General features: G+C 46.2%; 22 protein-coding genes. 5 read left to right on the top strand and 17 right to left on the bottom strand.

Annotated features, from left to right (window positions below):
• Window positions 1-185: 185 nt before the first annotated feature.
• The 4 genes from OC193_RS03340 to OC193_RS03325 all read left to right on the top strand — a co-directional run bounded on the left by OC193_RS03340 (window position 186) and on the right by OC193_RS03325 (window position 5,579).
• Window positions 186-1,124, top strand: coding sequence for a hypothetical protein (locus OC193_RS03340; protein ID WP_048663717.1), 939 nt, complete (start codon window positions 186-188; stop codon window positions 1,122-1,124).
• A gap of 196 nt (window positions 1,125-1,320) precedes the next feature.
• Window positions 1,321-2,088 (top strand): 1-acylglycerol-3-phosphate O-acyltransferase, encoded by a 768-nt coding sequence (locus tag OC193_RS03335; protein ID WP_048663718.1) that lies wholly within the window; start codon window positions 1,321-1,323, stop codon window positions 2,086-2,088.
• 147 nt (window positions 2,089-2,235) lie between these two features.
• Complete coding sequence (locus OC193_RS03330; protein WP_048663719.1) at window positions 2,236-3,576, top strand: MBL fold metallo-hydrolase; 1,341 nt, start codon at window positions 2,236-2,238, stop codon at window positions 3,574-3,576.
• A gap of 455 nt (window positions 3,577-4,031) precedes the next feature.
• On the top strand, window positions 4,032-5,579 hold the full coding sequence (locus OC193_RS03325) for an alanine/glycine:cation symporter family protein (RefSeq protein ID WP_017059732.1): 1,548 nt from the start codon (window positions 4,032-4,034) through the stop codon (window positions 5,577-5,579).
• 161 nt (window positions 5,580-5,740) lie between these two features.
• Here the strand turns inward: OC193_RS03325 and OC193_RS03320 are convergent, their stop codons facing one another.
• From OC193_RS03320 to guaB, 5 genes are all read right to left on the bottom strand, one after another.
• On the bottom strand, window positions 5,741-6,334 hold the full coding sequence (locus OC193_RS03320) for an acetate uptake transporter (protein ID WP_017056721.1): 594 nt from the start codon (window positions 6,332-6,334) through the stop codon (window positions 5,741-5,743).
• 659 nt (window positions 6,335-6,993) lie between these two features.
• A complete protein-coding gene (locus OC193_RS03315) occupies window positions 6,994-8,544 on the bottom strand; it encodes a Na+/H+ antiporter NhaC family protein (RefSeq protein ID WP_048663720.1) in 1,551 nt (516 codons plus the stop codon).
• A gap of 222 nt (window positions 8,545-8,766) precedes the next feature.
• Window positions 8,767-10,479: a chitinase gene (locus OC193_RS03310; RefSeq protein ID WP_048663721.1), complete on the bottom strand. Its 1,713-nt coding sequence runs from the start codon at window positions 10,477-10,479 to the stop codon at window positions 8,767-8,769.
• 324 nt (window positions 10,480-10,803) lie between these two features.
• A complete protein-coding gene (gene guaA, locus OC193_RS03305) occupies window positions 10,804-12,357 on the bottom strand; it encodes a glutamine-hydrolyzing GMP synthase (RefSeq protein WP_019820323.1) in 1,554 nt (517 codons plus the stop codon).
• A gap of 365 nt (window positions 12,358-12,722) precedes the next feature.
• Complete coding sequence (gene guaB, locus OC193_RS03300) at window positions 12,723-14,186, bottom strand: IMP dehydrogenase (RefSeq protein ID WP_017062496.1); 1,464 nt, start codon at window positions 14,184-14,186, stop codon at window positions 12,723-12,725.
• 244 nt (window positions 14,187-14,430) lie between these two features.
• Here guaB and xseA point away from each other — a divergent pair, with 244 nt between their 5' ends.
• Window positions 14,431-15,777 (top strand): exodeoxyribonuclease VII large subunit, encoded by a 1,347-nt coding sequence (gene xseA / locus OC193_RS03295; RefSeq protein WP_048663722.1) that lies wholly within the window; start codon window positions 14,431-14,433, stop codon window positions 15,775-15,777.
• Window positions 15,778-15,869: 92 nt separating this feature from the next.
• Here xseA and ureG read toward each other — a convergent pair whose 3' ends face one another.
• The 12 genes from ureG to urtB form a co-directional block, all read right to left on the bottom strand.
• Window positions 15,870-16,508 carry an urease accessory protein UreG gene (ureG, locus tag OC193_RS03290; RefSeq protein ID WP_017062498.1) on the bottom strand — a complete coding sequence of 213 codons (639 nt, stop codon included), beginning with the start codon at window positions 16,506-16,508 and terminating at the stop codon, window positions 15,870-15,872.
• A 46-nt stretch (window positions 16,509-16,554) separates the two neighbouring features.
• Window positions 16,555-17,235 (bottom strand): urease accessory protein UreF, encoded by a 681-nt coding sequence (locus OC193_RS03285; RefSeq protein ID WP_048663723.1) that lies wholly within the window; start codon window positions 17,233-17,235, stop codon window positions 16,555-16,557.
• A gap of 42 nt (window positions 17,236-17,277) precedes the next feature.
• On the bottom strand, window positions 17,278-17,874 hold the full coding sequence (locus OC193_RS03280) for a HupE/UreJ family protein (protein ID WP_048663724.1): 597 nt from the start codon (window positions 17,872-17,874) through the stop codon (window positions 17,278-17,280).
• A 73-nt stretch (window positions 17,875-17,947) separates the two neighbouring features.
• Window positions 17,948-18,400 (bottom strand): urease accessory protein UreE, encoded by a 453-nt coding sequence (gene ureE / locus OC193_RS03275; RefSeq protein WP_048663725.1) that lies wholly within the window; start codon window positions 18,398-18,400, stop codon window positions 17,948-17,950.
• Window positions 18,401-18,504: 104 nt separating this feature from the next.
• Entirely contained in the window at window positions 18,505-20,208 is a 1,704-nt protein-coding gene (gene ureC, locus OC193_RS03270) for an urease subunit alpha (protein ID WP_048663726.1), read from the bottom strand.
• Between the two features lie 40 nt (window positions 20,209-20,248).
• On the bottom strand, window positions 20,249-20,584 hold the full coding sequence (locus OC193_RS03265; protein ID WP_004735120.1) for an urease subunit beta: 336 nt from the start codon (window positions 20,582-20,584) through the stop codon (window positions 20,249-20,251).
• A gap of 11 nt (window positions 20,585-20,595) precedes the next feature.
• Complete coding sequence (gene ureA, locus OC193_RS03260; protein ID WP_004735119.1) at window positions 20,596-20,898, bottom strand: urease subunit gamma; 303 nt, start codon at window positions 20,896-20,898, stop codon at window positions 20,596-20,598.
• Between the two features lie 131 nt (window positions 20,899-21,029).
• Window positions 21,030-21,977: an urease accessory protein UreD gene (locus OC193_RS03255; RefSeq protein ID WP_048663727.1), complete on the bottom strand. Its 948-nt coding sequence runs from the start codon at window positions 21,975-21,977 to the stop codon at window positions 21,030-21,032.
• On the bottom strand, window positions 21,974-22,669 hold the full coding sequence (gene urtE, locus OC193_RS03250; protein ID WP_048663728.1) for an urea ABC transporter ATP-binding subunit UrtE: 696 nt from the start codon (window positions 22,667-22,669) through the stop codon (window positions 21,974-21,976). The genes OC193_RS03255 and urtE overlap by 4 nt, the downstream gene beginning before the upstream one ends.
• Window position 22,670: 1 nt before the next feature.
• Entirely contained in the window at window positions 22,671-23,513 is an 843-nt protein-coding gene (gene urtD / locus OC193_RS03245) for an urea ABC transporter ATP-binding protein UrtD (protein WP_048663729.1), read from the bottom strand.
• Entirely contained in the window at window positions 23,510-24,682 is a 1,173-nt protein-coding gene (gene urtC / locus OC193_RS03240) for an urea ABC transporter permease subunit UrtC (protein ID WP_048663730.1), read from the bottom strand. The genes urtD and urtC overlap by 4 nt, the downstream gene beginning before the upstream one ends.
• Window positions 24,683-24,692: 10 nt before the next feature.
• Complete coding sequence (gene urtB / locus OC193_RS03235) at window positions 24,693-26,321, bottom strand: urea ABC transporter permease subunit UrtB (protein WP_048663731.1); 1,629 nt, start codon at window positions 26,319-26,321, stop codon at window positions 24,693-24,695.
• Window positions 26,322-26,382: the final 61 nt, after the last annotated feature.

Here is a 26,382-nt window from a genome sequence, read left to right as displayed (position 1 = left end):
AATCAACATTTATCGTTAGTGACTGTTTTATATCAATATCTACCTAATGAGCTCATCAGGCGAGTCACATCATGAATCAGTTTCGTCAGCAAAACAAAAACAAACAAGGTGCAAGCTGACGTGCGAACAGAGATAATTGTTTGAAGATGATTAACTCGCCTAAAGCACCTAGCCGATAAAGACTAATGAACACATACTCACACATAGATACCCCATTCAACCTGCGCCACACCTGTTGGTTTTGTGGTGAACCTTCCAGTAACCTTGTTGAATTCCCTAAGACAGCGCAGGCTGTTGCCAAGATTGGCCATTCACCGATAGCACTGCCGGCTTGTAATGAGTGTGCGAGAATTAACTATTCAAAGAATCTGACCTCAATTTGGTCTGTGCGCGATCAGATAAAACACACTCTGATAGACAAGTACGCTAAGCACCTTGGCATCGGTGAGAACTGGACAGAGCAAGAACTTATTGATTCTGATTTCTCGGGCTCGACACTTGGCGGGTTTGGGCGCAGCGCGTGGAAAATGTATCAAATCGCCAAGCAACGCGTCGATTATAAAGGCTGGCCTTTGTCGGTTGATGACATCCCACTTGAGGTATACGACGAAACCAGTGGCTTTGAGTTTGACGGTACTCGTTATGCCTCAATCAATTCGTGTATAGACTATTTCACCAAGGCTGCAGGCGTAGACAAAGAGCTGTTGTCGCAGCTTGTCGACATCGTTTCATCAGACCGATTTAGCTACGCACTGCGAATCGCTAAGCTGAACAAAAGTGTCTCTAATACCAAGCGCTCGGAGATCGTCGAAGAGGTGCTACAACAAGAGTCTGAACAAGAAGAGATACTGCTTGAGCAAGCTAATTCAATGTTTAACCCAAACGTCGAAGAGGTGAATATTTCAGGCTCAGTTGCGCCTGTATTTGCCATTCAATGGGCGTTAGCTAACAAGGTTGAAGATTTGGCCCACCTATGTGCGCTCGAAGATGAGTATTTCGACTATTTCGAACACCTCGGCGGCCCTGCAGCTTTCATGTCTTATAACGGCCTACAACTCTACTTGGAATCGCGTCAAGAGCCTGAATGGGTAGAAAAATCGGATCCAAATAAACAGTATTGGTGATCATGAGCCATTACTGGTGAACACGTGTAAGCTCGATAAGTGTGTCAAATGCCCATTGTTAGTCCTTGTTTTATATAAAGATCTAAAAATAGCCCCCTAACACAGTTAATTGTTGCAATTCGGTTAAATAGAGTGAAAACTTCAAGCATCTAAAACTATTTAATCACTGCCATCTGTGGTGAGTAAGGAGTGAATTGTGCTTGCTGTTCTTCGTATTATTTTGGCTACGGTGTTTATTATTCTCACCACTCTATGTGCTTTTGTTTACTGCTTGTTTAGCCCCAAGAACCCCAAGCATGTGTACGTTTTCTGTCGTTGGTTCAACCAACTCCAAAAGATCATCGGTGTAAAACTGGTGCAGCGCGGCCTCGACAATGCCCCGACACCAGAAAACAGCGTCTACATCTCTAACCACCAAAGCATATTGGACTTTGTGACCGACCCAGGAATGCTAAGACCACGCACTGTTTCATTGGGCAAACGCGATTTGTTGTACGTGCCTTTCTTTGGTCTGCTGTATTGGATCACCGGTAACATCATGATTAACCGTGAAGACAAGTCCAAAGCACGCGATACCATCAAACAAGTGGCGGAAGCGATTCATCAGAGAGATCTATCTGTTTGGGTTTACCCTGAAGGAACCCGTAGTAAAGGACGTGGATTACTGCCATTCAAAACAGGCGCTTTCCGAATGGCGATTGAAGCTGGTGTGCCTATCACCCCGATGTGTACCAGCACCACACACAATAAGATCGACTTAAATCGATTAAACAACGGTATTGCGATTACCGAGATGCTGGAACCTATCGATGTATCCGGATACAAGCTCAGCGATGCAAGGGAGTTGGCCAATCGCTGTCACGCACTCATGGCAGAGAAAATAGCAGAGCTTGATGCCGAAGTGGCTCGTTTAGAGGCGCAGCAAAACCCAGAGTTGGATTCAGACCGCTCTTCTACGAACTAACTCACAACGAACCCACTGAGTTATCGCTCAATTACTTAAAAAGATACTCAACGATCGCAACTCTCATTGTTCTTGTTTTACTTACTGGCGCTTACCCGCAAAATAAAAACAGGCGTTAACGGCTTTATAGAGCAATGGGAGTAAACGATGGAAGTGATTCACCATGGCGGCAAACATACTGTCACAGGATCTTGTCACGAATTAAGAGATTCAGGCCAAGCGGTACTCATCGATTGTGGCTTGTTTCAGGGGGAAGACACTCGCCCTCTCGATATTGAATTTGAAATATCCCACCTCAACGCTCTGCTGCTGACTCATACTCACATTGATCATATTGGCCGATTACCTTGGTTACTCGCCAGTGGGTTTAACCAACCGATTTATTGCACTCAGGCGACGGCTGAACTCGCTCCTTTAATGATTGAAGATGGCTTAAAACTGCAAGGGCTCAGTCATAAACAATCCAAACTCATCCTTAAAAAAATTTATTCGTTGATTGCTCCTAAGCCTTATGAGGAGTGGTTTCCAATTGTCTCGAAACAGCAAAACGACGGAAAAGATCATCATAGGCCAAATACTCTGTATGCCCGTTTTCAACCTGCAGGACATATCTTAGGTTCGGCCTATATTGAGATTAAGTTACCCAACCAAGAGGTAGTGGTCTTTTCTGGCGACTTGGGCCCAAGTAACACGCCATTGCTGCCGGATCCGAAACCACCACAACAAGCCGACTATCTGTTTATCGAATCGACTTACGGCACTAGCACGCACGACGATATTGCTTCACGCTCTGAACGCCTCAAAGCAATTATTGACCGTTCGTTACTCGATGGTGGCGTCATCCTGATCCCGGCATTTAGTATCGGCAGAACACAAGAACTGTTGTTTGATATTGAAAACCTGATCTTTGAGCATCAACTCAGCGCCGATATTCCTATCATCCTCGACTCACCTATGGCAGAGAAAGTAACGCGATCCTACCGACGCTTTAAAGAGCTATGGGGTCAAGAAGCCAAGCAGCGCCTTGAAGTGAAACGTCACCCACTCGCTTTTGAGCAATGCATTACTGTTGATGGGCATAGAATGCACAAGAAGATCGTTAATCGCCTCAAGTCGACAGGTGAACCCGCGATTGTGGTTGCAGCTTCTGGGATGTGTCAGGGCGGCAGGATCATGAACTACTTATCGGCTTTGCTTCCAGATAAACGCACCGATGTCATTTTAGCGGGCTATCAAGCACACGGAACACTCGGACGCGAGCTTCAACAAGGCGAAAAACAGGTTTTTATTGATAACAAAGACGTTGAGGTTAATGCTCAAATTCATGGCATGTCTGGCTATTCTGCTCATGCTGATAAAGAGGATCTCTACCGATTTATAGAGGGTATCGCGACTCAACAGAAAGAGGTGCATTTGATTCACGGCGAGCCAAATACTCAGTCTGAGTTCGCTCAAGAATTACAAGAGCGAGGGTTCGTAGTTGTTTGAAACAGTCATCAAACTAACAACTTTCACTAAGTAATTCTTAAAGCCGCAATTATCGAATCTTCAAAAAACACAGTTTCTTATATCTGCTAGTTCACACGATGCAGGTGATAGATTCCAATCTACTTATCCCACAACTCCTATATCAGCCGTTTATGCTAGCGGCTTTAACCGCTGCTCTTTATTAATTTCGTATTTTATTCGCATCTCAAATCCCCCTTTTTGTATTAATCACTATTTATTCACTTTGCAAAACACCAGAAAGCAAAACCAGTTGCATATAAGATTAAATAGGACGATCATCAAATTAGCACTAAGCATTAACAAACCCTCCCTATAACTTGCTTTATGTCACAGTAATCCTAATGCGCAGTTAAATAATTTAACACTTGGGTTACAAGTGAAGTATTGTGTTGTTCGAAAAACAATCATAAGCAAAACTAACAGGGAAAATACTCATGCAGTCATTCGTTGATTTTTTGAATGGAATAATCTGGAGCCCAGTACTTATCTACCTATGTTTAGGTGCAGGTTTGTTCTACTCCATCATGACTCGATTTGTTCAAATCCGTCACTTCTTTGAAATGTGGCGCTTGCTACTATCAGGTAAAAGCTCATCAAAAGGCATCTCGTCTTTCCAAGCTCTAGCCGTTTCGCTATCTGGCCGTGTAGGTACAGGTAACATTGCTGGTGTTGCTGCCGCTATCGGTTTCGGTGGCCCAGGTGCAGTATTCTGGATGTGGGTTGTAGCCTTCTTTGGCGCCGCAACTGCTTACGCAGAATCTACGCTAGCGCAAATCTACAAAGAAGAAGACGAAGGCCAGTTCCGTGGTGGTCCGGCTTACTACATTGAAAAAGCAATGGGTCAGAAGTGGTACGCATGGATCTTCGCTATCGCGACTATTTTTGCATGTGGCATTTTGCTTCCAGGTGTTCAGTCAAACAGTATTGGTAATGCTGTAGAAGCTGCATTTGGCTCAGGTGATATGATTGAAACAGCTGTCGGTACATTCAGTTTCGCTAAAATTTTCACCGGTACTGTTGTTGCTATCATCCTTGCTTTCATCATCTTTGGTGGTGTTAAACGTATTGCGAACTTCACACAGATCGTTGTTCCTTTCATGGCATTGGCTTACATCATTATCGCGTTCGTTATCATTCTGCTAAACATCAGCCAAGTGCCAACTGTTTTCGCAATGATTATTGGTGATGCATTCACACCTATGGCAGGCTTCGGTGCTGCAATTGGTTGGGGTGTTAAGCGTGGTGTTTACTCAAACGAAGCGGGTCAAGGTACTGGTCCTCACGCGGCAGCGGCTGCAAGTGTTGATCACCCAGCTCAGCAAGGTTTGGTACAAGCATTCTCTATCTACATCGATACTCTTCTAGTATGTTCTGCTACAGCGTTCATGATCATCATCACTGGTGCATACAACGTTCACGGCGGCGCTGAGGGGGTATTCCTTGTTCAGAACCTAGCAGCAAACATCGGTGCGAATGGTCCTGTATTTACACAGCTTGCTATTGAAAGTGCACTACCAGGCATTGGTAAGCCATTCATCGCATTTGCTCTGTTCTTCTTCGCATTTACAACGATTCTTGCTTACTACTACATCGCAGAAACGAATATTGCTTACCTACGTCGTACCATCAAGATCCCTGGCATGATGTTCGTACTTAAGCTTGTTCTTATCACTGCGGTTTTCTATGGCACAGTTAAAACAGCGAACCTTGCATGGGCAATGGGTGATGTTGGTGTTGGCTTGATGGCATGGTTAAACATCGTGGGTATTCTGATCATCTTCTTCATGTCTAAGCCTGCGCTTAAAGCTCTAGCTGACTATGAAGAACAGCAGAAACAAGGCGTAACTGAGTACACATTCAACCCTGTAAAACTAGGCATTAAAGGTGCAACTTACTGGGAAGAGAAGTACAAGCGTAAAACAGGCAAGTCTCCTGAAGCAGAAGCTGCAGACACTAAACCTGTAGAGCAACCTTCAGCTTAAGCTTGTGCCTTAACAAATGGATTGCTTTAGCAAGTAGCTCGCTTTAACTCGCGCTATTAATAACGCATAAAAAAGGGGTTAGCCATTTCGGCTAACCCCTTTTGTTTTATTCATAACCAATAAACGGCTTATAACAAACTAACTGTTCCCGAGTTAGAGTATTAAGCAGCGATTTCTTGTGTTGCCAGTTGAGGTGCTTTCTTCTCACCGATAGGCAGAACTGTGCGGCCGTATTCGTTGTTGATTACTTGTGCCATTGCAAAGTAGATAGCTGAAGCGCCACAGAAGATACCTTCAAAACCAGCGATTGTGCCGATCAGTTCGCTACCAGTGAAATCACGAGCTGCAAGTAGGAAGAACAAGATAGTTAGTGAACCGAATACTACTTGCTTCGCTACTGGGTAGCATAGAGAACCGATGAACATGAAGCCAGTGAAGATACCCCATAGAAGTAGGTACCAACCCATGAATGCAGCAGGGCTTGCTGGTAGGCCCATGTAAGGCATTACGATTAAACCAACCAAAGACAACCAGAATAGGCCGTAAGAAGTAAACGCAGTTGTACCGAACGTGTCACCACGTTTGAAACACATTGTGCCCACGATAACTTGGCTCAAACCACCGTAAAAAATACCCATAGCAAGAATCATTGAATCGATTGGAAAGAAACCTGCGTTGTGGATATTAAGAAGAATAGTGGTCATACCGAAACCCATTAAGCCTAGTGGCGCTGGGTTAGCTAGTTTGGTCGACATTGCGAATTTACCTTATTAAAGTGGTTGATTAAAAAAAATCGATAAAATTTGTAAGAAAATTTTAATCTATAAACCGCTCAACTAGGTAATCCAGTTATCGAAAACTAAGATTGTGTAAATGATCTTATGGAAAATTAGTTTCATAACGACACGAATCAATTCACAGAAACTATAAGTAAACAAATTCCCTATCGCGCTATAAAAAAGATACGAGTAACGAGATGCGAGATTCGAAAAGAGTCTTTAGATTCGAGTAAGCGGGATACGAAGAGCGTGTTGAGATTGAAGTTAGTAATATGCATATGAAAAAGTTGCGGGTAACGAGATACGGGATGCGAAAAGAGTCTTTAGATTTGAGTAAGCGCCCCCTTAGCATCAAACTTAGACAATAGAGAGCGAGCTCTTCGATACTCGTTTACTCACATCCCGTATCTAGCTCTCAGTCGTCATTCCAGAATCGAGGAACGAGGTACCTGGAATCTCCTCTTCGATATAAGCACGTTTGGCGCACTAAAGAGATTCCCTATCACGTTCGTCCCTCACTGTGGGAATGACGAGGCTTACTTAGGTTCGAGTAAGTGAGATGAAGAACAAGAGAGCGAGCTTTTCGTTACTCGATTACTCGCATCCCGTATCTGTTCCCCATTCGTAATCTTAAATTACGCTTGTTGTGGTTTAGACTCTGACACTTGAGATTGAACGTCTGAAGAAGCGTTTTTACTCGCATCGCGCTTGGCTAACAACGTAACGATAATCAATTGAGCGACAAGCGCACCTAACACAACCAACGAGCTACCAGTAAAGCCAGCCACAATAAAGCTCACTAAAGCGATAGAACCGTTCATCAATGCATAAGGCAGTTGTGTCTTAAAGTGCTCAAACTGGTCACACCCGGCACCTGTTGAAGAAAGAATCGTGGTTTCAGAGATCGGTGAGCAGTGATCACCAAACAAGCCACCCGATAACACGGCACCAATTGCGACGAGTAGCGGAGCATCTATTGCAATCGCGGTTGGAATAACCAATGGCATCATTATCGCGAAGGTTCCCCAAGAAGAACCCGTTGCGAATGAAATAATAGCCGATAACAAAAAAGCGACCGCAGGTACTAACCAGTATGGGAAACCGCTCTGCGCTTGTTCTGCAATATAAGCCGCTGCTCCCAACTCTTTACCGACGGTGCTTAACGCCCAAGCCAATACTAAGATGATCGCTACTGGCATCATGTTTCCCATGCCTTTTAGGTACACAGAAACGCCATCCGACAGTTTTCTCACGCCGTAGTAAGCCATCAGCGAGATCAAGGTAATCGCGGCAAAGAAATAAGCCGAAGATAATGCCGCTCTGAATGATGAGCCTGCGACCTTTTGGAATGGAAAGCCTTGTGGAACCAACATGGCGCACAACACCACCAACATCACTAACAATGGTGCCCAGACAAAAGAAGCCTTTGCATTTTTATGCGAGAACGCATTGAGTGATTCGTTATTCACGCCAGAGTTAATTCCCGCTTGGCAATCACGCTCGGCTTTTGCCATTGGTCCAAAGTCTAAACCTTTAACGGACACGAGCGGAACGATGAAAATCGCGAGAAATGCGTAGAACTGGAAAGGAATCGCACCGATGAAGGCATCCCAGTCAGACATGTTGACATTCAAAGCCGTAAACTCTTTTTGAATCAGACTCATGATGTAAACACCCCAGCCGATAAAAGGGATAAGGATTGCGACTGGTGATGACGTAGAATCGATGATGAATGCTAGCTTCTGTCTTGAAAGTTTTAGTTTATCGAAAAGAGGACGAAAAACAGGGCCAACAATTAGCGGAGTACCTAAGTCTGAGAAAAATATAACGATTCCACCCAGCCATGCTGACAATTGAGCTTGGCATTTATTGCTTACCCACTGAGTCACTCGCTTTGCAAACGCGACGCCGCCACCGGACTTTTCCATCAAAGCGACAAAACCACCGATGAACACCAACAGCATAATCACACCTGCGTTGTAGCTATCCGTAAGCTGTGGTACTAGGTAACCTTTGACCATGGTTCCAAAGGTATCAAGAGGATTTAGTTCACTAAACATTCCGGTGAGCATAGCTACACCACTGAGTACGCCAGCAAAAAGGCCAATCACTACATTCCTTGTCGCCAACGACAACACCAAAGTAATCACAATGGGGATGAGTGACGTGATATCTGTCTGTTCCATAGGTAAACCTTAACCCTAAAATAAAGAATAAGTATAATTTAAAAGTGAATATAAATTCACACTCAGCATTTGTACAGGACTTTATTCTCTAAATGGAAAATTAGCATTCAGCTAAGAAGTTTTGCGTTAGATAATCGAGGAACGCAGAGCAGAAACGCAAAAGCCGAAAGCAATCACTTTCGGCTTTGATTCGTCAGTTGAGGTACTTAATTAGCTGAGTAATTATTGACAGCTGATTTCATCCCAGAACCAATTCGATTGAACTGGGCTTTCCCAGACGCCAGGGCCGTTTTTAGCCACGAAGCACTTACCGTTATGCGTCACTTTATCGCCATTACTCACTTGGCTAACGCCAGCTTGCCATGTGATAAACACAGATGGGTCAACAACGACAGGTGGCTCGGTAACTGGCGGTTCAACTGGTGCTGGGTCTACCGGAGCAGGATCGACAGGCACAGGATCAACAGGAGCTGGATCAGTAACAACCGGCGGTGTTGGCTCTCCAGCAACCAATTTCCAAGGGCCACCATTGGCAGGGTCATCCCCTTGTGTCCACCATTTCGCTTCATAGGTTGCGCCGTTGTGAGTCACTTGGTCGCCCGCATTGTAAACCTTAGTCGCACTCCAACCATTACCACCGGGATCAGTACCTGGGTCTACCGGATCAAGCTTATCGACCACTTTCACTTCCGGCCAGCTTGCATGAGAGCCATAGAAATTGGTCACACACTTCTCGTAATCGCCCGCCACCAGCGCGGAATAAGCAGTTTGGAAACCAACCAACTCGCACTCAAATGAATACCCTTCTGGGCGATCTGCGTAGTATTTCCAGTTACCATCCCAGTTGGTGTACAGCACATCTGTTGCGCCGTTGAGGTTCAAGCTTCCGTATGGAGTTTGCTGCCAACAAGTATTCGCTTCATCAGCTTCTACAGGAATTTCATAGTGAGCCGCTAACCCTTCCCAGTAACGAATACGGTTAACTGGTTGGCCCTTGTCTTTATTCTGTTCACCACACTCAATACCACCGTTGATCACATTGATTGTGGTACCAAAGCCATAACCAATCCCCGCATCCAGTTCACGTTGAGATGGTGTCCATGTACGGTCAATGACATGCAGCATGGCAGGCTTAGGTGCTTGTGGTGTTAAGAAAAACCAGATAGCTGACGCTAAGTTCAACCAAGAGTCCGCTACCAAGCCCGGATTGTTGAGAAGCACTGTCGCGTCACCATCAAACATCACCTCAGAGAAAGCACCGTAGTTAAAGTGGTAAGAAAGCTGTTTAGCACCACGACCGAAGTAGCCCTGCCCCGCGGCACATGGCCAGCGAGCATTTTGCCAATCGTTCTGACCACAACCAGTGGTGTAGCCTTCTTGACCTTCTGACCACCCCATTTCACGAACATGTACCAGCGCTTGCTGCCACTCTTCTAGAGCTAATGGGTTATCTGAGGTGTTGTCTATCGCGATGTGACCGCCCGTCTCTTGAGAGAAGTGAGCAAAAGCGGTGATGATGGATTTCTTACAGATAGCATCAGAATCACGGCCATCAGTGTACTCTCCACAGAACGCAGGGAATTTACCAATCGCACGTAAGAAACGAGTATAAGTGTATTCTGGCGCTGCCATCTGAGTAAGGAAATCCCATTCAGATTGAGGGAACACACGCTCAACCCGCTTTACGTTTTCAGGGTTAGATGGGGAACCGGGTTCAATCGCTTCAACGATTGTGTTCGAACGAGTTTGTAATGCTTGTGACCAGATCGCATACATAGGATCGGATGTTTTTGCTTGTTCAGCAGCTTGTAATGCCGACTTTTCAACAAGGTAACCATTCGGGTTTTGCGGATCAGGTTGAATGTTCAAAGACGCATGACTTTGCGCTGCCAATGTGCAGCCCAGTACTGTCGCCAAATATTTGATTTTTAACATGATGGATTCTCTTATCTGTCCTTAATAAGTCCATCAAAGAGTATGCGGCGCGTGAGAAATGGCCTAGCTGTTGCTATATGAATTTATAAAAAGTGCGAGTGATATTTTTGATATATAGCTCAACACAACAAAGCGTCTCATAGTTTCTTGAGCTGATATCTAGTTTCCAACTCATTTGGTTTCTAGGCATTGTTCATTTGATTTCTAGGTATGGCTCATAAGCCTTTAATGCTATGAATCAATATAATGAATCGAAAAGAAAAAAGCCCCGAACTGAGTTCGAGGCTTAAGATCTTAATCAACGCTGGTTAAATCTCTAAGAGATTATTCCCACTCGATAGTTGCCGGTGGCTTACCAGAAATATCGTAAACAACACGTGAAATGCCGTTAACTTCGTTGATAATACGGTTAGAAACCTTACCTAGGAAGTCGTATGGTAGGTGTGCCCAGTGAGCAGTCATGAAGTCGATAGTTTCTACAGCACGTAGAGATACAACCCAATCGTACTTACGGCCATCGCCCATTACGCCAACTGAACGTACTGGTAGGAATACCGTGAATGCTTGAGATACTTTGTGGTAAAGGTCAGCAGCGTGAAGCTCTTCAATGAAGATTGCATCAGCACGACGCAGTAAATCACAGTACTCTTTCTTCACTTCGCCAAGTACACGAACACCTAGACCTGGACCTGGGAATGGGTGGCGGTAAAGCATGTTGTATGGAAGACCAAGCTCTAGACCGATCTTACGTACTTCATCTTTGAATAGCTCACGTAGAGGCTCAACAAGGCCCATTTCCATATCATCAGGAAGACCACCAACGTTGTGGTGAGATTTGATTACGTGTGCTTTACCTGTCTTAGATGCAGCAGACTCGATTACGTCTGGGTAGATAGTACCTTGAGCAAGCCATTTAGCATTCTTCAGTTTCTTAGACTCTTCATCGAAGATATCTACGAATACGTGACCGATGATCTTACGCTTAGCTTCTGGTTCAGCTTCGCCTTCAAGAGCGTCAAGGAAGCGTTGCTCAGCATCTACTTTGATGATGTTTAGACCAAACTTGTTGCCGAACATCTCCATAACCTGCTCAGCTTCGTTCAAACGAAGAAGGCCGTTATCTACAAATACACATGTTAGTTTGTCGCCGATAGCGCGGTGAGCAAGCATTGCAACTACAGATGAATCAACACCACCAGAAAGACCAAGGATAACTTCGTCGTCACCTACTTGTTCTTTAATACGTGCAACTGCATCTTCAATGATTGAAGCTGAAGTCCACAGACCTTCACAACCACATGCGTTAAGAACGAAGTTCTCTAGCATTTTTAGGCCGTTCTTAGTGTGTGTTACTTCTGGGTGGAATTGTACGCCGTAGTACTTCTTCTCTTCGTTTGCCATTGCAGCGTATGGGCAAGTGTCTGTTTCAGCGATCTTTGTGAAATCAGCTGGGATCTCAACCACTTTATCGCCGTGGCTCATCCAAACATCTTGAGTAGACTCAAGGTCAGCGAAAAGTGCTGATTCACCAGTAACTTGTACAGCAGCGTAGCCGAACTCGCGTTCAGTAGACGTTGCTACTTTACCGCCAAGTTGCTCAGCCATAGTTTGCATGCCGTAGCAGATACCGAAGACAGGAACACCTGAATCAAATACGTACTGAGGTGCACGTGGAGAGTTCTCTTCCGTTACACTTTCAGGGCCACCAGATAGGATGATACCGTCTGGATTGAATTCACGAATATCCGCTTCTTCTACGTCCCAGCTCCAAAGTTCACAGTAAACACCGATCTCACGAATACGACGAGCTACTAGCTGTGTGTATTGAGAACCGAAGTCCAGAATTAGAATACGTTGGTCATGAATATTTTTAGTCATTGTAAGCAGTCTTATTGGCTATGTGATAAAACGGAGGCGAGTTTACTCACCTCTGATTAACTCTTCAAGAAATAAAGCAAACGTTTTCGTTGGTTATCTGTAACCTCGTGTTTTGAGAAAATCAGACTTTCTGCAAAACAGGCGGTAGATATAATACCAATCACAGTAAGTAAGTGTTCAGGAATAGCGCAGGAAAAAAGCTTGAGAACAAGGCAGGATTTTCTGATAAGTAGTTATTCTACAATCAAAAATCCTAACGACGTTATCGAGGTTTTTAACAAGCTAGGATGACCAGTTATTTACTACGATTGGTATAATAATGTGCCGACTAAATCAGCACATTATTCAAACGTTTGGACGTATTATTAACCTAAACGGTAGTTAGGTGCTTCTTTCGTGATTTGAACATCGTGTACGTGAGATTCTTTCATGCCCGCACCAGAGATACGAACAAACTCAGCTTTAGTACGCATGTCTTCAACAGTTGCAGAACCTGTTAGGCCCATGCTTGAGCGTAGACCGCCCATCTGTTGGTGAACGATCTCTTTTAGACGACCTTTGTATGCGATACGACCTTCAATACCTTCTGGAACAAGCTTGTCTGCAGCGTTGTCAGATTGGAAGTAACGGTCAGAAGAACCTTGAGACATAGCGCCAAGAGAACCCATACCACGGTAAGACTTGTAAGAACGACCGTTGTAAAGGATAACTTCACCCGGTGCTTCTTCAGTACCAGCGAACATTGAACCAACCATCACACAAGATGCGCCAGCAACGATAGCTTTACAGATATCGCCAGAGAAGCGGATGCCGCCATCTGCGATTACTGGAATACCGTATTCGTTTGCAACTTCAGCTGCGTCTGCGATTGCTGTTACTTGAGGAACACCAACACCAGTAACGATACGAGTCGTACAGATTGAACCAGGGCCGATACCTACTTTAACCGCACTAACACCAGCTTCGATAAGAGCACGAGCGCCAGCACCAGTTGCTACGTTACCACCGATGATTTGTAGATCAGGGTATGCAGCGCGAGTTTCGCGGATACGGTTAAGTACGCCTTCAGAGTGACCGTGTGAAGAGTCGATAAGTAGAACGTCTACGCCAGCTTCAACTAGAGCAGCAACGCGCTCTTCGTTACCAGCACCAGCACCAACAGCTGCACCTACACGTAGGCTGCCGCGCTCATCTTTACAAGCGTTTGGTTTACGTTCTGCTTTGTGGAAATCTTTTGCAGTGATCATTCCAGTCAGTTGGAAGTCATCATTTACAACAAGAACTTTTTCAACACGCGCTTCGTGCATTTTCTCTTGAACTTCTTCACGAGTTGCACCTTCTTTAACAGAAGCAAGGCGAGCTTTAGGCGTCATTACTACATCAACTTTCTTAGAAAGGTCAGTAACAAAGCGAACGTCACGGCCAGTAATAATACCAACCAATTCGTTTGTTTCAGTAACAACAGGGAAACCGGCAAAGCCGTGTTTTTGAGTAAGGGCTACAACATCAGCGATTGTCGCGTCAGGGCTTACAGTTACTGGGTGAGAAACCACACCAGCTTCGTAAATTTTAACCTGGCGAACCATTTCAGCTTGCTGCTCGATTGACATATTCTTATGAATAAAGCCAATACCACCTTCTTGCGCAAGGGCAATTGCTAGGCGTGCTTCCGTAACAGTATCCATCGATGCAGAGATCATTGGGATGTTTAAAGAAATGTTTTTCGTTAACTGAGTGCGAAGATCAGCTGTGTTCGGAAGAACGGTTGAGTGTGCTGGGACGAGTAAAACGTCATCAAAAGTTAAAGCTTCTTTTGCGATTCGTAGCATTTGCAATATCTCACAACAAAGGTGTTAAAAGGAGTAAACCCAACTTTATCGTTTCGCATAATAAAGTGATTTGGATTTGATATTGCAGACGGATTATACGCACGGCGAAATCGCTTGGCTACACATTTTTGTATTTTTAATTTGCATTTACCCCCTTGCTATGTATTATATTGCCGCTATCTTCCATACTCACGCCCTGTGAGATTCCAAGAAAGACCTTCCTTCAAGGAAAGATAGTGCTTCTATGACTAATCCAAACATCTTTACTGTTTCTCGCCTCAACTCAGAGGTTCGTCTCCTATTAGAAAACGAAATGGGAATAGTCTGGCTCGTTGGTGAAATATCAAACTTCTCTGCACCTGTATCTGGTCACTGGTACCTCACGCTTAAAGACTCTCGCGCTCAAGTTAAGTGCGCCATGTTTCGTGGCAATAACCGCCGAGTCACTTTTAAGCCTCAGAACGGTAATCAAGTGTTAGTCAAAGCTCGTCTGTCGCTTTATGAGCCACGCGGTGACTACCAACTGATCATCGAAAGCATGCAGCCAGAGGGTGACGGTAAACTTCAGCAAGAGTTTGAAAAGCTTAAGATGAACTTGGCGGCGGAAGGCTTATTTGCTCAGTCCAGTAAGCAAGCTCTTCCTGAACATCCAAAACGCGTTGGCGTCATCACCTCTAAAACCGGTGCAGCACTGTTTGATATTCTTGATGTCCTGAAAAGACGCGATCCTTCATTGCCTGTTGTGGTTTACCCGACCATGGTTCAAGGCGAAGAGGCGGCAATTCAGATTGCTCAGGCGATTGGGCGTGCCAATGAGCGCAATGAGTGTGATGTGTTGATCGTGGGTCGTGGCGGCGGTTCGTTAGAAGACCTATGGTGCTTCAATAACGAGATCGTAGCTCGCACAATCGCTGCAAGCCAAATCCCGATTATCAGTGCAGTTGGCCACGAAGTTGATGTCACTATCGCCGATTTCGTCGCAGATATGCGCGCTCCAACACCATCAGCAGCCGCTGAATTGGTTAGCCGTGATAACAGCCATAAAGAACAAGCTTTTGCGTCTAAACGTGCTCGCTTAGTCAGTGCGATTCGTCATGTGTTAATCAAACAAGCGCAATCAACTCAAACATTGAAGTACCGCTTAGAGAAGCAACATCCTAGCTACCAACTGCAAAAGCAGAGTCAGCAGCTTGATGACCTAGATATGCGTTTGCGTCGTGGTATGACTCAATACCTAAAGCAGCATGCACAGCGTGTTGAACGTAAACAGCACCAGCTTCAATTGAACTCGCCAGTGAAACGCCTTGGCGAACAGAAACTGCATCTGCAACGTTCAGAGCAAAAGCTATTGGATGCGATGGATAAAACATTACTAACGACTCGCCACCAGCTAGCCATGGCTGCAGAGAAGTTAGAAACCGTTAGTCCACTAGCTACCCTAAAGCGTGGCTACAGCATTACTCATTCAGCATCGAGCAAGACGGTATCATCGATTAACGATGTCGAAGTGGGCGAAGTGATCACCACCCAAGTTGAAGACGGTGTTATTGAGTCGCAAGTGACCACAAGAGTCGCTAAGAGCGAGCTTTAAGTTCGACTCGAACGTTTAAAATCAAAAAGCCCTATCGATAATCGACAGGGCTTTTTAGTCTCTAGCGGCTTAAAAAATCAATGATTCCAACCCTACTCAGTAGTAGAAGGTTCCTTCATGGTTAGCATCCCTTCCGTCACGATAAAGTTGATGATGAAGTCTAATCCTTGACTCTCTTTGAGGTTGGTGAACACGTAAGGTTTGGTTGGACGCATGCGTTGTGTGTCTTGCTCCATCACCTCCAATGATGCGCCAACATACGGTGCTAAATCAATTTTATTGATAACCAACAGATCAGATCGTGTAATACCTGGGCCACCTTTACGTGGGATCTTCTCCCCTTCCGCTACATCAATCACGTAGATGGTCAGGTCTGCTAATTCAGGGCTGAACGTCGCACTAAGGTTATCGCCACCACTCTCTACAAACACCACATCGAGATTCTTATGTAGCTTAGCCAGCTCTTCGACTGCTGCGAGGTTCATCGAGGCATCTTCACGAATCGCGGTATGTGGGCAGCCGCCTGTTTCCACACCGATAATACGATCCGGTTCTAGCGCTTCTGCTCGCGTGAGTATCTTGGCATCTTCTTGGGTGTAGATGTCGTTGGTTACCACCGCAATGTTGAGCTTGTCGCGAATCGCCTTACATAGCACCTCTAACAACGCTGTTTTACCAGACCCTACCGGGCCACCAATACCAATTCGAAGTGGTTGCTTATAACTTTCCATTGTCTACTTCCTTATATTCTTTTTACTACACCGTTCAAGCTGACCGCTACGAACGAAATAGTCGTGTGTATTGTGTTTCGTGCAGTGAACTTGCTAATGCCATTGATGGCGAAAAGCTACCTATCATCCAATCTTCAATCGTGCGTGCTTTCTCAATCACCTCGGGAAAGGTGTTAGTGATATTAATCAGTGCCAACTGCCCGTCGGTTTGGCCTAAAGGCACCAATTTGACTCCTGCGGTAACGATATTTTCAAGCCAGCTCCATAAGTAACCTTGCTTGAGGCTTTCTAAATCAATGCCCCAATGCAGAGCCGCCATACATATGCCCAACAGTTGGTTTGGGTGACTATCAACAGAGTCCACCAGCGAAATATCGATATCCAAGCGCTTCAACAAGGTATTCAATGCATGCCCACGCTGCTTTTCTTCTGCTCGCAATTCACTGGTTTCGCGGCTTGAGTACAAGTAGTTACACCAATGCTCAATTTCATCGAGTTCACCCTTTTCTAGGGCATGATAAAGGCGCTCTAAGATAGGTAATTCCAAGGTCGCGACACTGGAACTGACGATAGTATTAAGCCACTGTTCCATACTATCGCGATTGGTTACCCACCCCGCTTCAACCGCTAACTCTAAGCCTTGCGAGTATGTGAACCCACCAATCGGCAGTGACGGACTGATCAATTGAAACAGACGATAGATGGCAACATTTTCTGTTGTGTTCATAATCGCGCCCTCAGTCTTCTAGAATCGAAAAAGTTCGAGAGCTTACGCGCCTAACAGTAATAATGCGCTAGCTGAAGCCACACCAACCGACATCCATTTTGAGTAAACCGCGCGTCCAACCGATGTACCGATAACCATAAGAGCCAAAGCAGTGATGCTCATGCCTGCTGCAAACTGAGTTAGGTTGCTCGCAGCTTCAACGCCGTGTGCGTAGCCATGGAAAAACAACATAGCAATAGAAGCGACTAATACGCTGTTTACACGCTTGGTTGATGGTGAGAATACGTGCCAAAGGCAAAGGCTGACGACGAACAGAGAAGCGATAATGGCTGGTTCAACAATTACAGAGAAACCTAAGGCTTGGCCTGCGATAAGCCCAACCACCAACGAAGCCAACCCACCGCCAATCAAAGCAGCTTTTATCTTGGTTGAAAACGACAGTGCGCCAATTAACAGACCAAAAGCGATCAGCATAATCAGGTGATCCATACCTGTCACAGGGTGAGTTAAGCCAGACATAAATGAGTGAGACTCATGAACCGAATGCGAACCGTGCCCCGGGTGAGCGAAAGCCATCGTGGATGTTGTTAGAGAAGCCAGTGTGAAAGTACAAAAGCCAGCAGCTGTTTTAAAGTTCATCGCGAGTTCCTTGCGTTTATAATTATCGATATCGTGGTTGTATCTATAAATGGATGAGTCTCAAATGACTCGATTAATGATGGTGATGATGACCACCAGAGCGACCGCCATAAGCGCCGCCTTCTGGTTCAAACGGTTGTTTTTCGGTCGTCACTGTTGCGCCCAAACCTTCAACCATTTCATCCAAAACATGGTCGTGTTGATAACGAACCCAGCCCGCTTCCACTTGCAGCGGAACATGTCGGTTACCAAGGTGATAAGCAACACGAGTTAACAGATGCGAGTCTTCACAGTAAACGGTCGACACGGTTTCCGGCGCCGCTTTCACTTCGACAGTTAAGCCACACTCACTAGTTAATTGTTCACCGCCACGCAAGATATGACCGCGTGGTAGAAACAATCCAGCATTGCGCCCATCATCGAGTATCACCTTAAGACGGCTTTTAATACGGCTATCGATAGGCAGGCTTAAATAGCCGTCCGGTGCATTTTGTATTTGAGTATTCAGTTGAGTCAGTTCAATCATGCTATTACCTCAATCTCCTTGTGAGATTTATAACGTTCAAAATAAGAGTCTTCAGTCAAAAGCCCTCAGGCAAAGACTTCAAATAAGAGCCTTCAGCCGAGCTATTAAAATAGAAAATATCTTTGAGCCATTGGTAGTTCTTCAGCAGGCTCACACGTCAGCAGTTCACCGTCAGCACGCACTTGATAAGTCTGAGAATCAACTTCGAGCTTCGGCATCCAATCGTTAAGCTTCATGTCCGCTTTACTGATGTTTCGGCAGTTACTGACTACGCCAATCAGGCTCTGTAAACCCAACTGCTTATCGATATTTTGTGCCTTGGCTTCTTTGGAAACAAATAGCATCGATGTGTTCTGACATGCCTTGCCATAGCTACCAAACATCGAGCGATAGTGAACGGGCTGAGGTGTTGGGATTGAAGCGTTAGGGTCACCCATCGGTGCCATCGCGATCATGCCACCTTTTAAAATCACACTCGGTTTGACACCAAAGAAGGCTGGTTTCCACAGCACTAGATCCGCAAGCTTTCCTGCTTCGATAGAGCCGATCTCATGTGCCATGCCGTGCGTGATCGCAGGGTTAATGGTGTACTTAGCGACATAACGTCTTAGGCGGAAGTTATCACTGTAGTCGGAATCTTCTTTTAGGCTGCCACGCTGCACTTTCATCTTGTGTGCAGTTTGCCAAGTGCGTGTTACTACCTCGCCTACGCGCCCCATTGCCTGTGAATCCGAAGCGATCATCGAAAAGGCGCCTAAGTCATGAAGAATGTCTTCGGCGGCAATGGTTTCACGGCGAATACGCGATTCAGCGAACGCGACATCTTCAGCAATCGAAGGTGATAAATGGTGACACACCATCAGCATATCCAAATGCTCATCGACTGTATTGACGGTGTAAGGTCGTGTTGGGTTGGTAGAAGAAGGCAGAACGTTCGGCTCACCTGCAGCACGGATGATATCGGGAGCATGACCTCCGCCCGCTCCTTCGGTGTGATAGGTATGAATCACGCGGTCACCGATGGCACCAAGTGTCGATTCAACAAAACCCGATTCGTTCAATGTGTCAGTGTGAATCGCAACTTGTACGTCCATCTCGTCAGCAACACTCAAGCAAGTATCGATTGACGCGGGTGTTGTTCCCCAGTCTTCGTGCAACTTCAACCCTACAGCACCCGCTGCCACTTGCTCACGCAATGCTTCCGGTTGGCTCGCATTGCCCTTACCTAACAAACCAAAGTTCATTGGGAATTGATCGAGTGATTCCAACATACGGTGCATGTTCCACGGACCCGGTGTACATGTGGTTGCGTTGGTTCCGGTGTTTGGCCCCGTGCCACCACCTATCATGGTCGTCACACCCGACGCCAACGCTTCTTCAATCTGCTGTGGGCAGATAAAGTGGATGTGTGAGTCGATGCCACCTGCCGTGAGGATCGAACCTTCACCTGCTAAAATCTCTGTGCCCGGACCAATCACTATATCGACGCCCGGTTGAACATCGGGGTTACCCGCTTTACCCAACGCTTGAACTCGGCCGTCTTTGATAGCGACATCGGCTTTTACGATGCCCCAGTAGTCCAAAACAATCGCATTGGTGATCACCAAATCAGGAGTTTCGGCACTTGGACGTTGACTTTGCCCTTGTCCATCACGAATCACTTTACCGCCGCCGAACTTCACTTCGTCACCGTATACGGTGTAATCCTTTTCAACTTCTAGCCATAAATCGGTGTCAGCAAGACGCACTCGGTCTCCGACTGTTGGCCCAAACATTTCGGCATAAGCCTGTCTGGATATCGTCGCCATGTTCAATCCTTTGTTATTTTCATTGTTTCCGTGAGAGCGCTTAGAGCTTGCCCATCACTTTCCCTTGGAAGCCGTAGATCTCTAACTTACCGGCGTAACGCACTAACTCGACGCTGCGCGACTGACCCGGTTCAAAACGGGTGGCGGTGCCTGCTGGGATATTGAGTCGAAAACCTTTAGTGGCTTCTCGATCAAAAATCAGCGAAGGGTTTGCTTCATAGAAGTGGTAATGAGAGCCAATTTGAACAGGACGATCGCCAATGTTTTGAACCTTTACGGACGTCGTGTCTCGACCTTCATTGAGAGTGATGTCACCGGGAGCGGTTTCTACTTTTCCGGGTACGAAGCCTGAATATTGTTTGGTGGAACCAGCCATATTACTTCTCCCTACACGATAGGTTCATGAACGGTCACCAACTTGGTGCCATCAGGAAAAGTAGCTTCGACTTGTACATCTGGGATCATGGAAGGAATCCCCTCCATTACGTCATCGACGGTAAGCAGTGTGCGTCCAAAATCCATCAATTCCGAAACGGTTTTACCCTCACGGGCACCTTCAAGAATGGCACTGCTGATCAGCGCAATAGATTCTGGATAGTTGAGTTTTAAGCCTTTTTGTTTGCGCTGCTGTGCCAGCATTCCTGCGCAGAAGATAAGTAGCTTATCTTTTTCTCTTGGTGTTAATTCCATTTAGCCGCCCGCTGTTAGTGTTGTTTTCTTATTGCTCAAAACGCATGAGAGTAAGTGGGATTCAATCACAGCAAGCTTGAAAAAATGTACCGAGGGCCGGAAGGCGCCCCCGGTACAAATAGGGCTAATCGCTAAGTCGCCCAAATCCTTGGTAAATCAGGAGTCGTACCACATAAATGAGAGCGAGTTGCTTGCCAAATCTGACCAAAGGCTTGGAGGATGTCCTCACTCCAATTACCCAAGGCTCGCACCACAATCAATCCTTCTATCTGAGTAGCGCCCAATATTAATGTGGGTTCACTCGACGTTTTTGATGTAACTGATTGCTGTGAAGCTTGCTGTGTAATAGATAAGAGCAAGCTCTGTACCAACTCTAAATCTTGCTTCTCATTTGAGGTGATATAAAAGGTTCCCATCATTGAAAAATCAAGTAACCCCATATTTATCATCAACTTATCGCCACCGTGAAAATTAAAACCTTCAGTAAGAAGCCTTTGATTATCAAGATAGATTTCCGTTTTCCCAACAAGGTGACCTCGCTCAAATCCCTCATTTTGTGCAGGTCGTCCAAAACAGTGCATCTCCCAACCCCAAAACTGTGCACCCTTTTCTAGGCGAATTTCAGTGTCTAGGCGCACGTGTGCATTGGGGAAAAAGATGTTCTCTTGCGGCATCCATTCCAAGCGCGCACCTTTCTTGACGCGAAGGGTTTGCTTCTGCTTGGCGTACTTATTGTTAGAACGATAGAACTTGGTCGCACCGGGTGTGGTGATCAACGTATGAGCACCGCTTTCTACGGTTGCCTCAAGATTGAGAGTGTCACCACCTACCACTCCGCCGGGGGGATGAAGTAAGTAGGTGTGACACGTTTCCCCATCAGGATACAAGGGACGTTGCACCGCAAGCGGACCAGACTGCTGACGATTCTTTAATACGGTTTTGTCACCACGGTCGACAAAGGTGAGGTTTAAGCTCGCTTGCCAACCATCTCGAATATCTTGTTCGATGGTCTCATTCAGAGACAAGGCTTCTACTAAAGAAGCGTTCCTTACTTCATTCGGAGAAAAGAGAGAATTCATACGGTTAGGTACTCCTTAATCAAGGACTCATTGAGCCCTTTCATTTCACCTTCAGCCACCTGACGCCCACGGTCGAGAATACAAAAACGGTCACCGACCTTTCTAGCAAATGGCAGCTTCTGCTCAACCAACAGAACCGTGAGTCCCATCTTCTCGTTGAGCATACGAATGATGTCTCCAATCTCTTGCACAATATTGGGCTGAATACCTTCTGTTGGTTCATCCAAGATCAATAGCTTTGGATTAACCACCAACGCACGCCCAATTGCGAGTTGCTGCTGCTGACCACCAGATAAGTCACCACCGCGGCGATGTAGCATCTCTTTCAAGACAGGGAAGATATCGAAGATGAACTCTGGAATCTTACGATCGCCCTTCTCTCGAATCGGCAAACCAACCTCTAGATTTTCTTGAACCGTGAGCATCGGGAATATCTGACGACCTTGCGGCACATAACCGATCCCTTGGCGAGGACGATCCTCGGCGTCGGTTTTTAGTAGCGACTCACCCGATAAAGAGATGTCACCACTTTCAACCTTAATCAGCCCCATGATACATTGCAGCAAGGTGGTTTTACCGACGCCATTGCGGCCCATTAACACCGTGCATTTGCCTTCTGGGATCTGCATATCCAAGTCCCATAAGGTGTGGCTCTCACCGTAATATTGATTAACTGATTTAACCTCTAGCATCCTATTCTCCAAGATAAACTTGTTTAACTTCAGGGTGAGCCTGCACTTGGTCCATGGTGCCTTCTGCCAACACGTGACCTTGGTGCAACACCGTCACATGACTGGCGATAGAGCGCACGAAATCCATATCGTGTTCAACCACGACCACTGAGTGCTTACCTGCCAGTGAGTTAAGCAACTCAGATGTGCGGTCCATCTCTTGGTGAGTCATACCTGCAACGGGTTCATCCACCAGCAACAGCCTAGGGTTTTGCATCAGTAACATGCCGATCTCTAACCACTGCTTTTGCCCGTGAGACAGGTTGCCTGCCAAGTTAGCCGCTTCGTCTTTTAAATGAATCAGCTCAAGCACAAAGGTCAGTTTGTCTTTCTGCTCGCCAGACATCACCGCAGTGAAAGTCGCCCACACCGAGCGATCACCTGCCATGGCTAATTCAAGGTTCTGCCACACGGTTAAACATTCAATTACCGTCGGCTTTTGGAACTTGCGTCCAACACCTGCATTAGCAATTTCAGCTTCGTTCATCTTGAGTAGATTGATGTTCGAACCTAGCCACACTTCTCCAGTATCGGGCTTAGTCTTGCCTGTAATGATGTCCATCATGGTGGTTTTACCTGCACCATTCGGACCGATGATGCAGCGCAGTTCGCCCTCTTTGATATAAAGATTGAGGTCGTTTATCGCTTGGAAACCATCGAAGCTTTTATTAACGCCTTCCACGTACAACAACACGTTGTGACGGGTATCGATGGCTGGATGAACATCGGGTTTGAGGTAATCAAAAACTTCGTCTCGACGAGTGAACGCCTGAACCGATTCCTTTACGCTATTAAATGTGGTCATGCGATCACCTCCTTGCCTTTATGTTGATCATCCTTACCTTGTCCTTCGCCTTTTGAATTCGATGCCTTGCGTAACTGTTGCCACTTTTCACTGACAAAGCCAATCACACCTTGTGGGAAGTACATGGTCGAGAGAACGAATAGACCACCTAGAGCGAAAAGCCACACCTCTGGGAATTCAACCGTAAACCAGCTCTTGGCGTAGTTGATGATCAACGCACCAACAATGGCACCAAACAGAGTGGCGCGACCGCCCAATGCAACCCAAACCACAATCTCAATCGAGTTAAGTGGCGCAAACTCTCCCGGGTTGATGATGCCGACTTGAGGAACATATAAAGCACCCGCAATCCCCGCGATAACTGCAGACAAAACGAAGACCCATAACTTGATACCATCGACGTCGTACCCCATAAAACGAGTACGAGACTCGGTATCACGAATCGCCAGTGCCACACGACCTAATCGACTGGTCACTACCATTCGACACGCGATGTAGCTTAGGATCAGCGAGATACCCGTCGCGACAAACAGGCCAATCTTAACGGCATCACTCTGCAAGCTCAGGCCGATGATGTCTTTGAAATCCGTCAATCCGTTGTTACCACCAAAGCCCATCTCGTTGCGGAAGAACGCCAACATCAATGCGTAAGTTAATGCCTGAGTCATGATAGAGAGGTAAACCCCTGACACACGAGAGCGAAAAGCCAGATAACCGAACAAATAAGCCAATGCGCCCGGCACCAACACCACCATCAGACAAGCGAACCAGAACTGATCAAAGCCCTGCCAAAACCACGGCAACACTGACCAATCAAGGAACACCATAAAGTCAGGTAGGATTGGATCACCATAAACCCCACGGTCACCAATCTGACGCATTAAGTACATGCCCATCGCATAACCGCCAAGCGCAAAGAAAGCGCCGTGGCCTAGGCTCAGTATTCCGAGGTAGCCCCACACCAGATCGAGCGCCAAAGCCAACATCGCATAGCTCAAGTATTTGCCCATTAGTGAGATAGTGAAGGTCTCAACATGAAGTGGGTGTCCACTTGGCAACATGGTGTTAGCCAGTGGAATAAGAATCACGGCCGCAAGAATAGCAAGGATGGTCAGTTGGCCACCTTTATCACCACGCATCGCCGAAAGTACAAATGATTTAGACTGCATGATGTTGTCCTTAACCTTCAGCCGCACGACCACGTTGCGGGAACAATCCGCGTGGGCGTTTTTGAATAAATAGAATGATGAAAACCAGTACTAAAATCTTAGCTAGTACTGCGCCAGCCCAGGGCTCTAAGATCTTATTGAATAAACCAAGACTTAAGCCTGCGACGAGTGTTCCCCACAAGTTGCCGACTCCGCCGAACACCACCACCATGAAAGAATCGATGATGTACGCTTGCCCCATATTCGGGCCAACGTTAGTCAACTGAGACAGTGCGACACCCGCGACACCCGCTACGCCAGAACCTAAACCAAAGGTCATCGCATCAACTCGTTCAGATCGAATACCCATCGCACGCGCCATACCACGGTTTTGAGAAACGGCACGAACCTGTAAACCTAGTGGTGTCTTTTTCAGAACCATCAACAAGCCCATAAACACCAAACCACAAAACAGGATGATATAAAGTCGGTTGTAGGTCAGAGATAACATTGGGTTCAATTGAAGTGCGCCAGACATCCATTCAGGCGTGCTCACTGAGCGGTTAAGTGGAGAGAAAATAGAGCGAACGGCTTGTTGCAAGATCAAGCTAATACCGAAGGTCGCGAGTAAGGTTTCCAGTGGACGGCCGTAGAGATGACGAATCACACTGCGCTCAATCGCAATACCGACCAGACCAGACACAATAAATGCAGCCGGAATAGATAGAATCAGCGCTAAACCGATGTGGTTCGGCATTAGCAACTGAAGTACATAGGTGGTGTAAGCGCCAATCATGATCAGCTCGCCATGGGCCATGTTGATTACGCCCATCACACCAAAAGTGATCGCCAAGCCTATGCCTGCCAACACCAACACAGAGCCCAAGCTCAAGCCAAAGAACACGGTCTCAACACCCGAATAGAGTGCTTGGCTCTGTTGATAATCGTCCATTGCACGTTCAGTTGCAGCCAAGACCTTTGGATCTTGTTCGCTGTTGAGCAGCTGGTTTAGCGTCTTTAGCACGACGGATTGTTTGAAGTCGCCAACTCGTTCAATTGAAGCCACACGAGCTTCAATTGTGGCGCTCTTATCAAGAGAGGTGAAAATGGCTAACGACAAGTCCATCAACTCAGCGACTTTGCCCTCTGACTCACTGGTTCTCAGCACAGCTAAACGATCGATAATGTCAGGATCTTTGGTACCGAGCAGATCCAGAACCGCTTTATAACGTGTATCTGGGTTACTGCTGTTCAGTCCAATCGAGGCAATTTCCCCACGCAAGATCCCGCGAAGCTTGTTGTTCACGCGAACCTTCTTAAACTGCCTAGCATTCTCGATACTGAGGCTTGACTCATCCCACACCGACTGAGCCGAGGTTGCTGTTTTAATGCTTTGAATCAGGTAGAGCTGTTTATATTGCTCGCTCTGTTTGTCATTAAAGTAATAGAGATTTCCGTTTAACCAGCCATCCAAAATAGGTTTCGACACGTCTTCCGTTTGTGCCTCAATGACCCAATCGATAGCCAATTCTTTATCCGATGTTTTCTTACCAACTAACGCCTTGGTAAAGCTAGCTTCATCCGTTATTCCAGCAAAAGCCAACTGAGCACTGACTGCCATAAGCAATAGCGCCTTAAATACGTTCAATACGTTTTTCATCCCTGCTTCCTTAATCCACCTAGCTAGATATTGTTATTTTTGCTCAATGGACATGTGGAGA

It is taken from the genome of Vibrio crassostreae, from assembly GCF_024347415.1.
GTDB lineage: Bacteria > Pseudomonadota > Gammaproteobacteria > Enterobacterales > Vibrionaceae > Vibrio > Vibrio crassostreae.
Note: the sequence above shows the minus strand (reverse complement) of the source record. Positions and strands in the feature narration are given on the sequence as shown.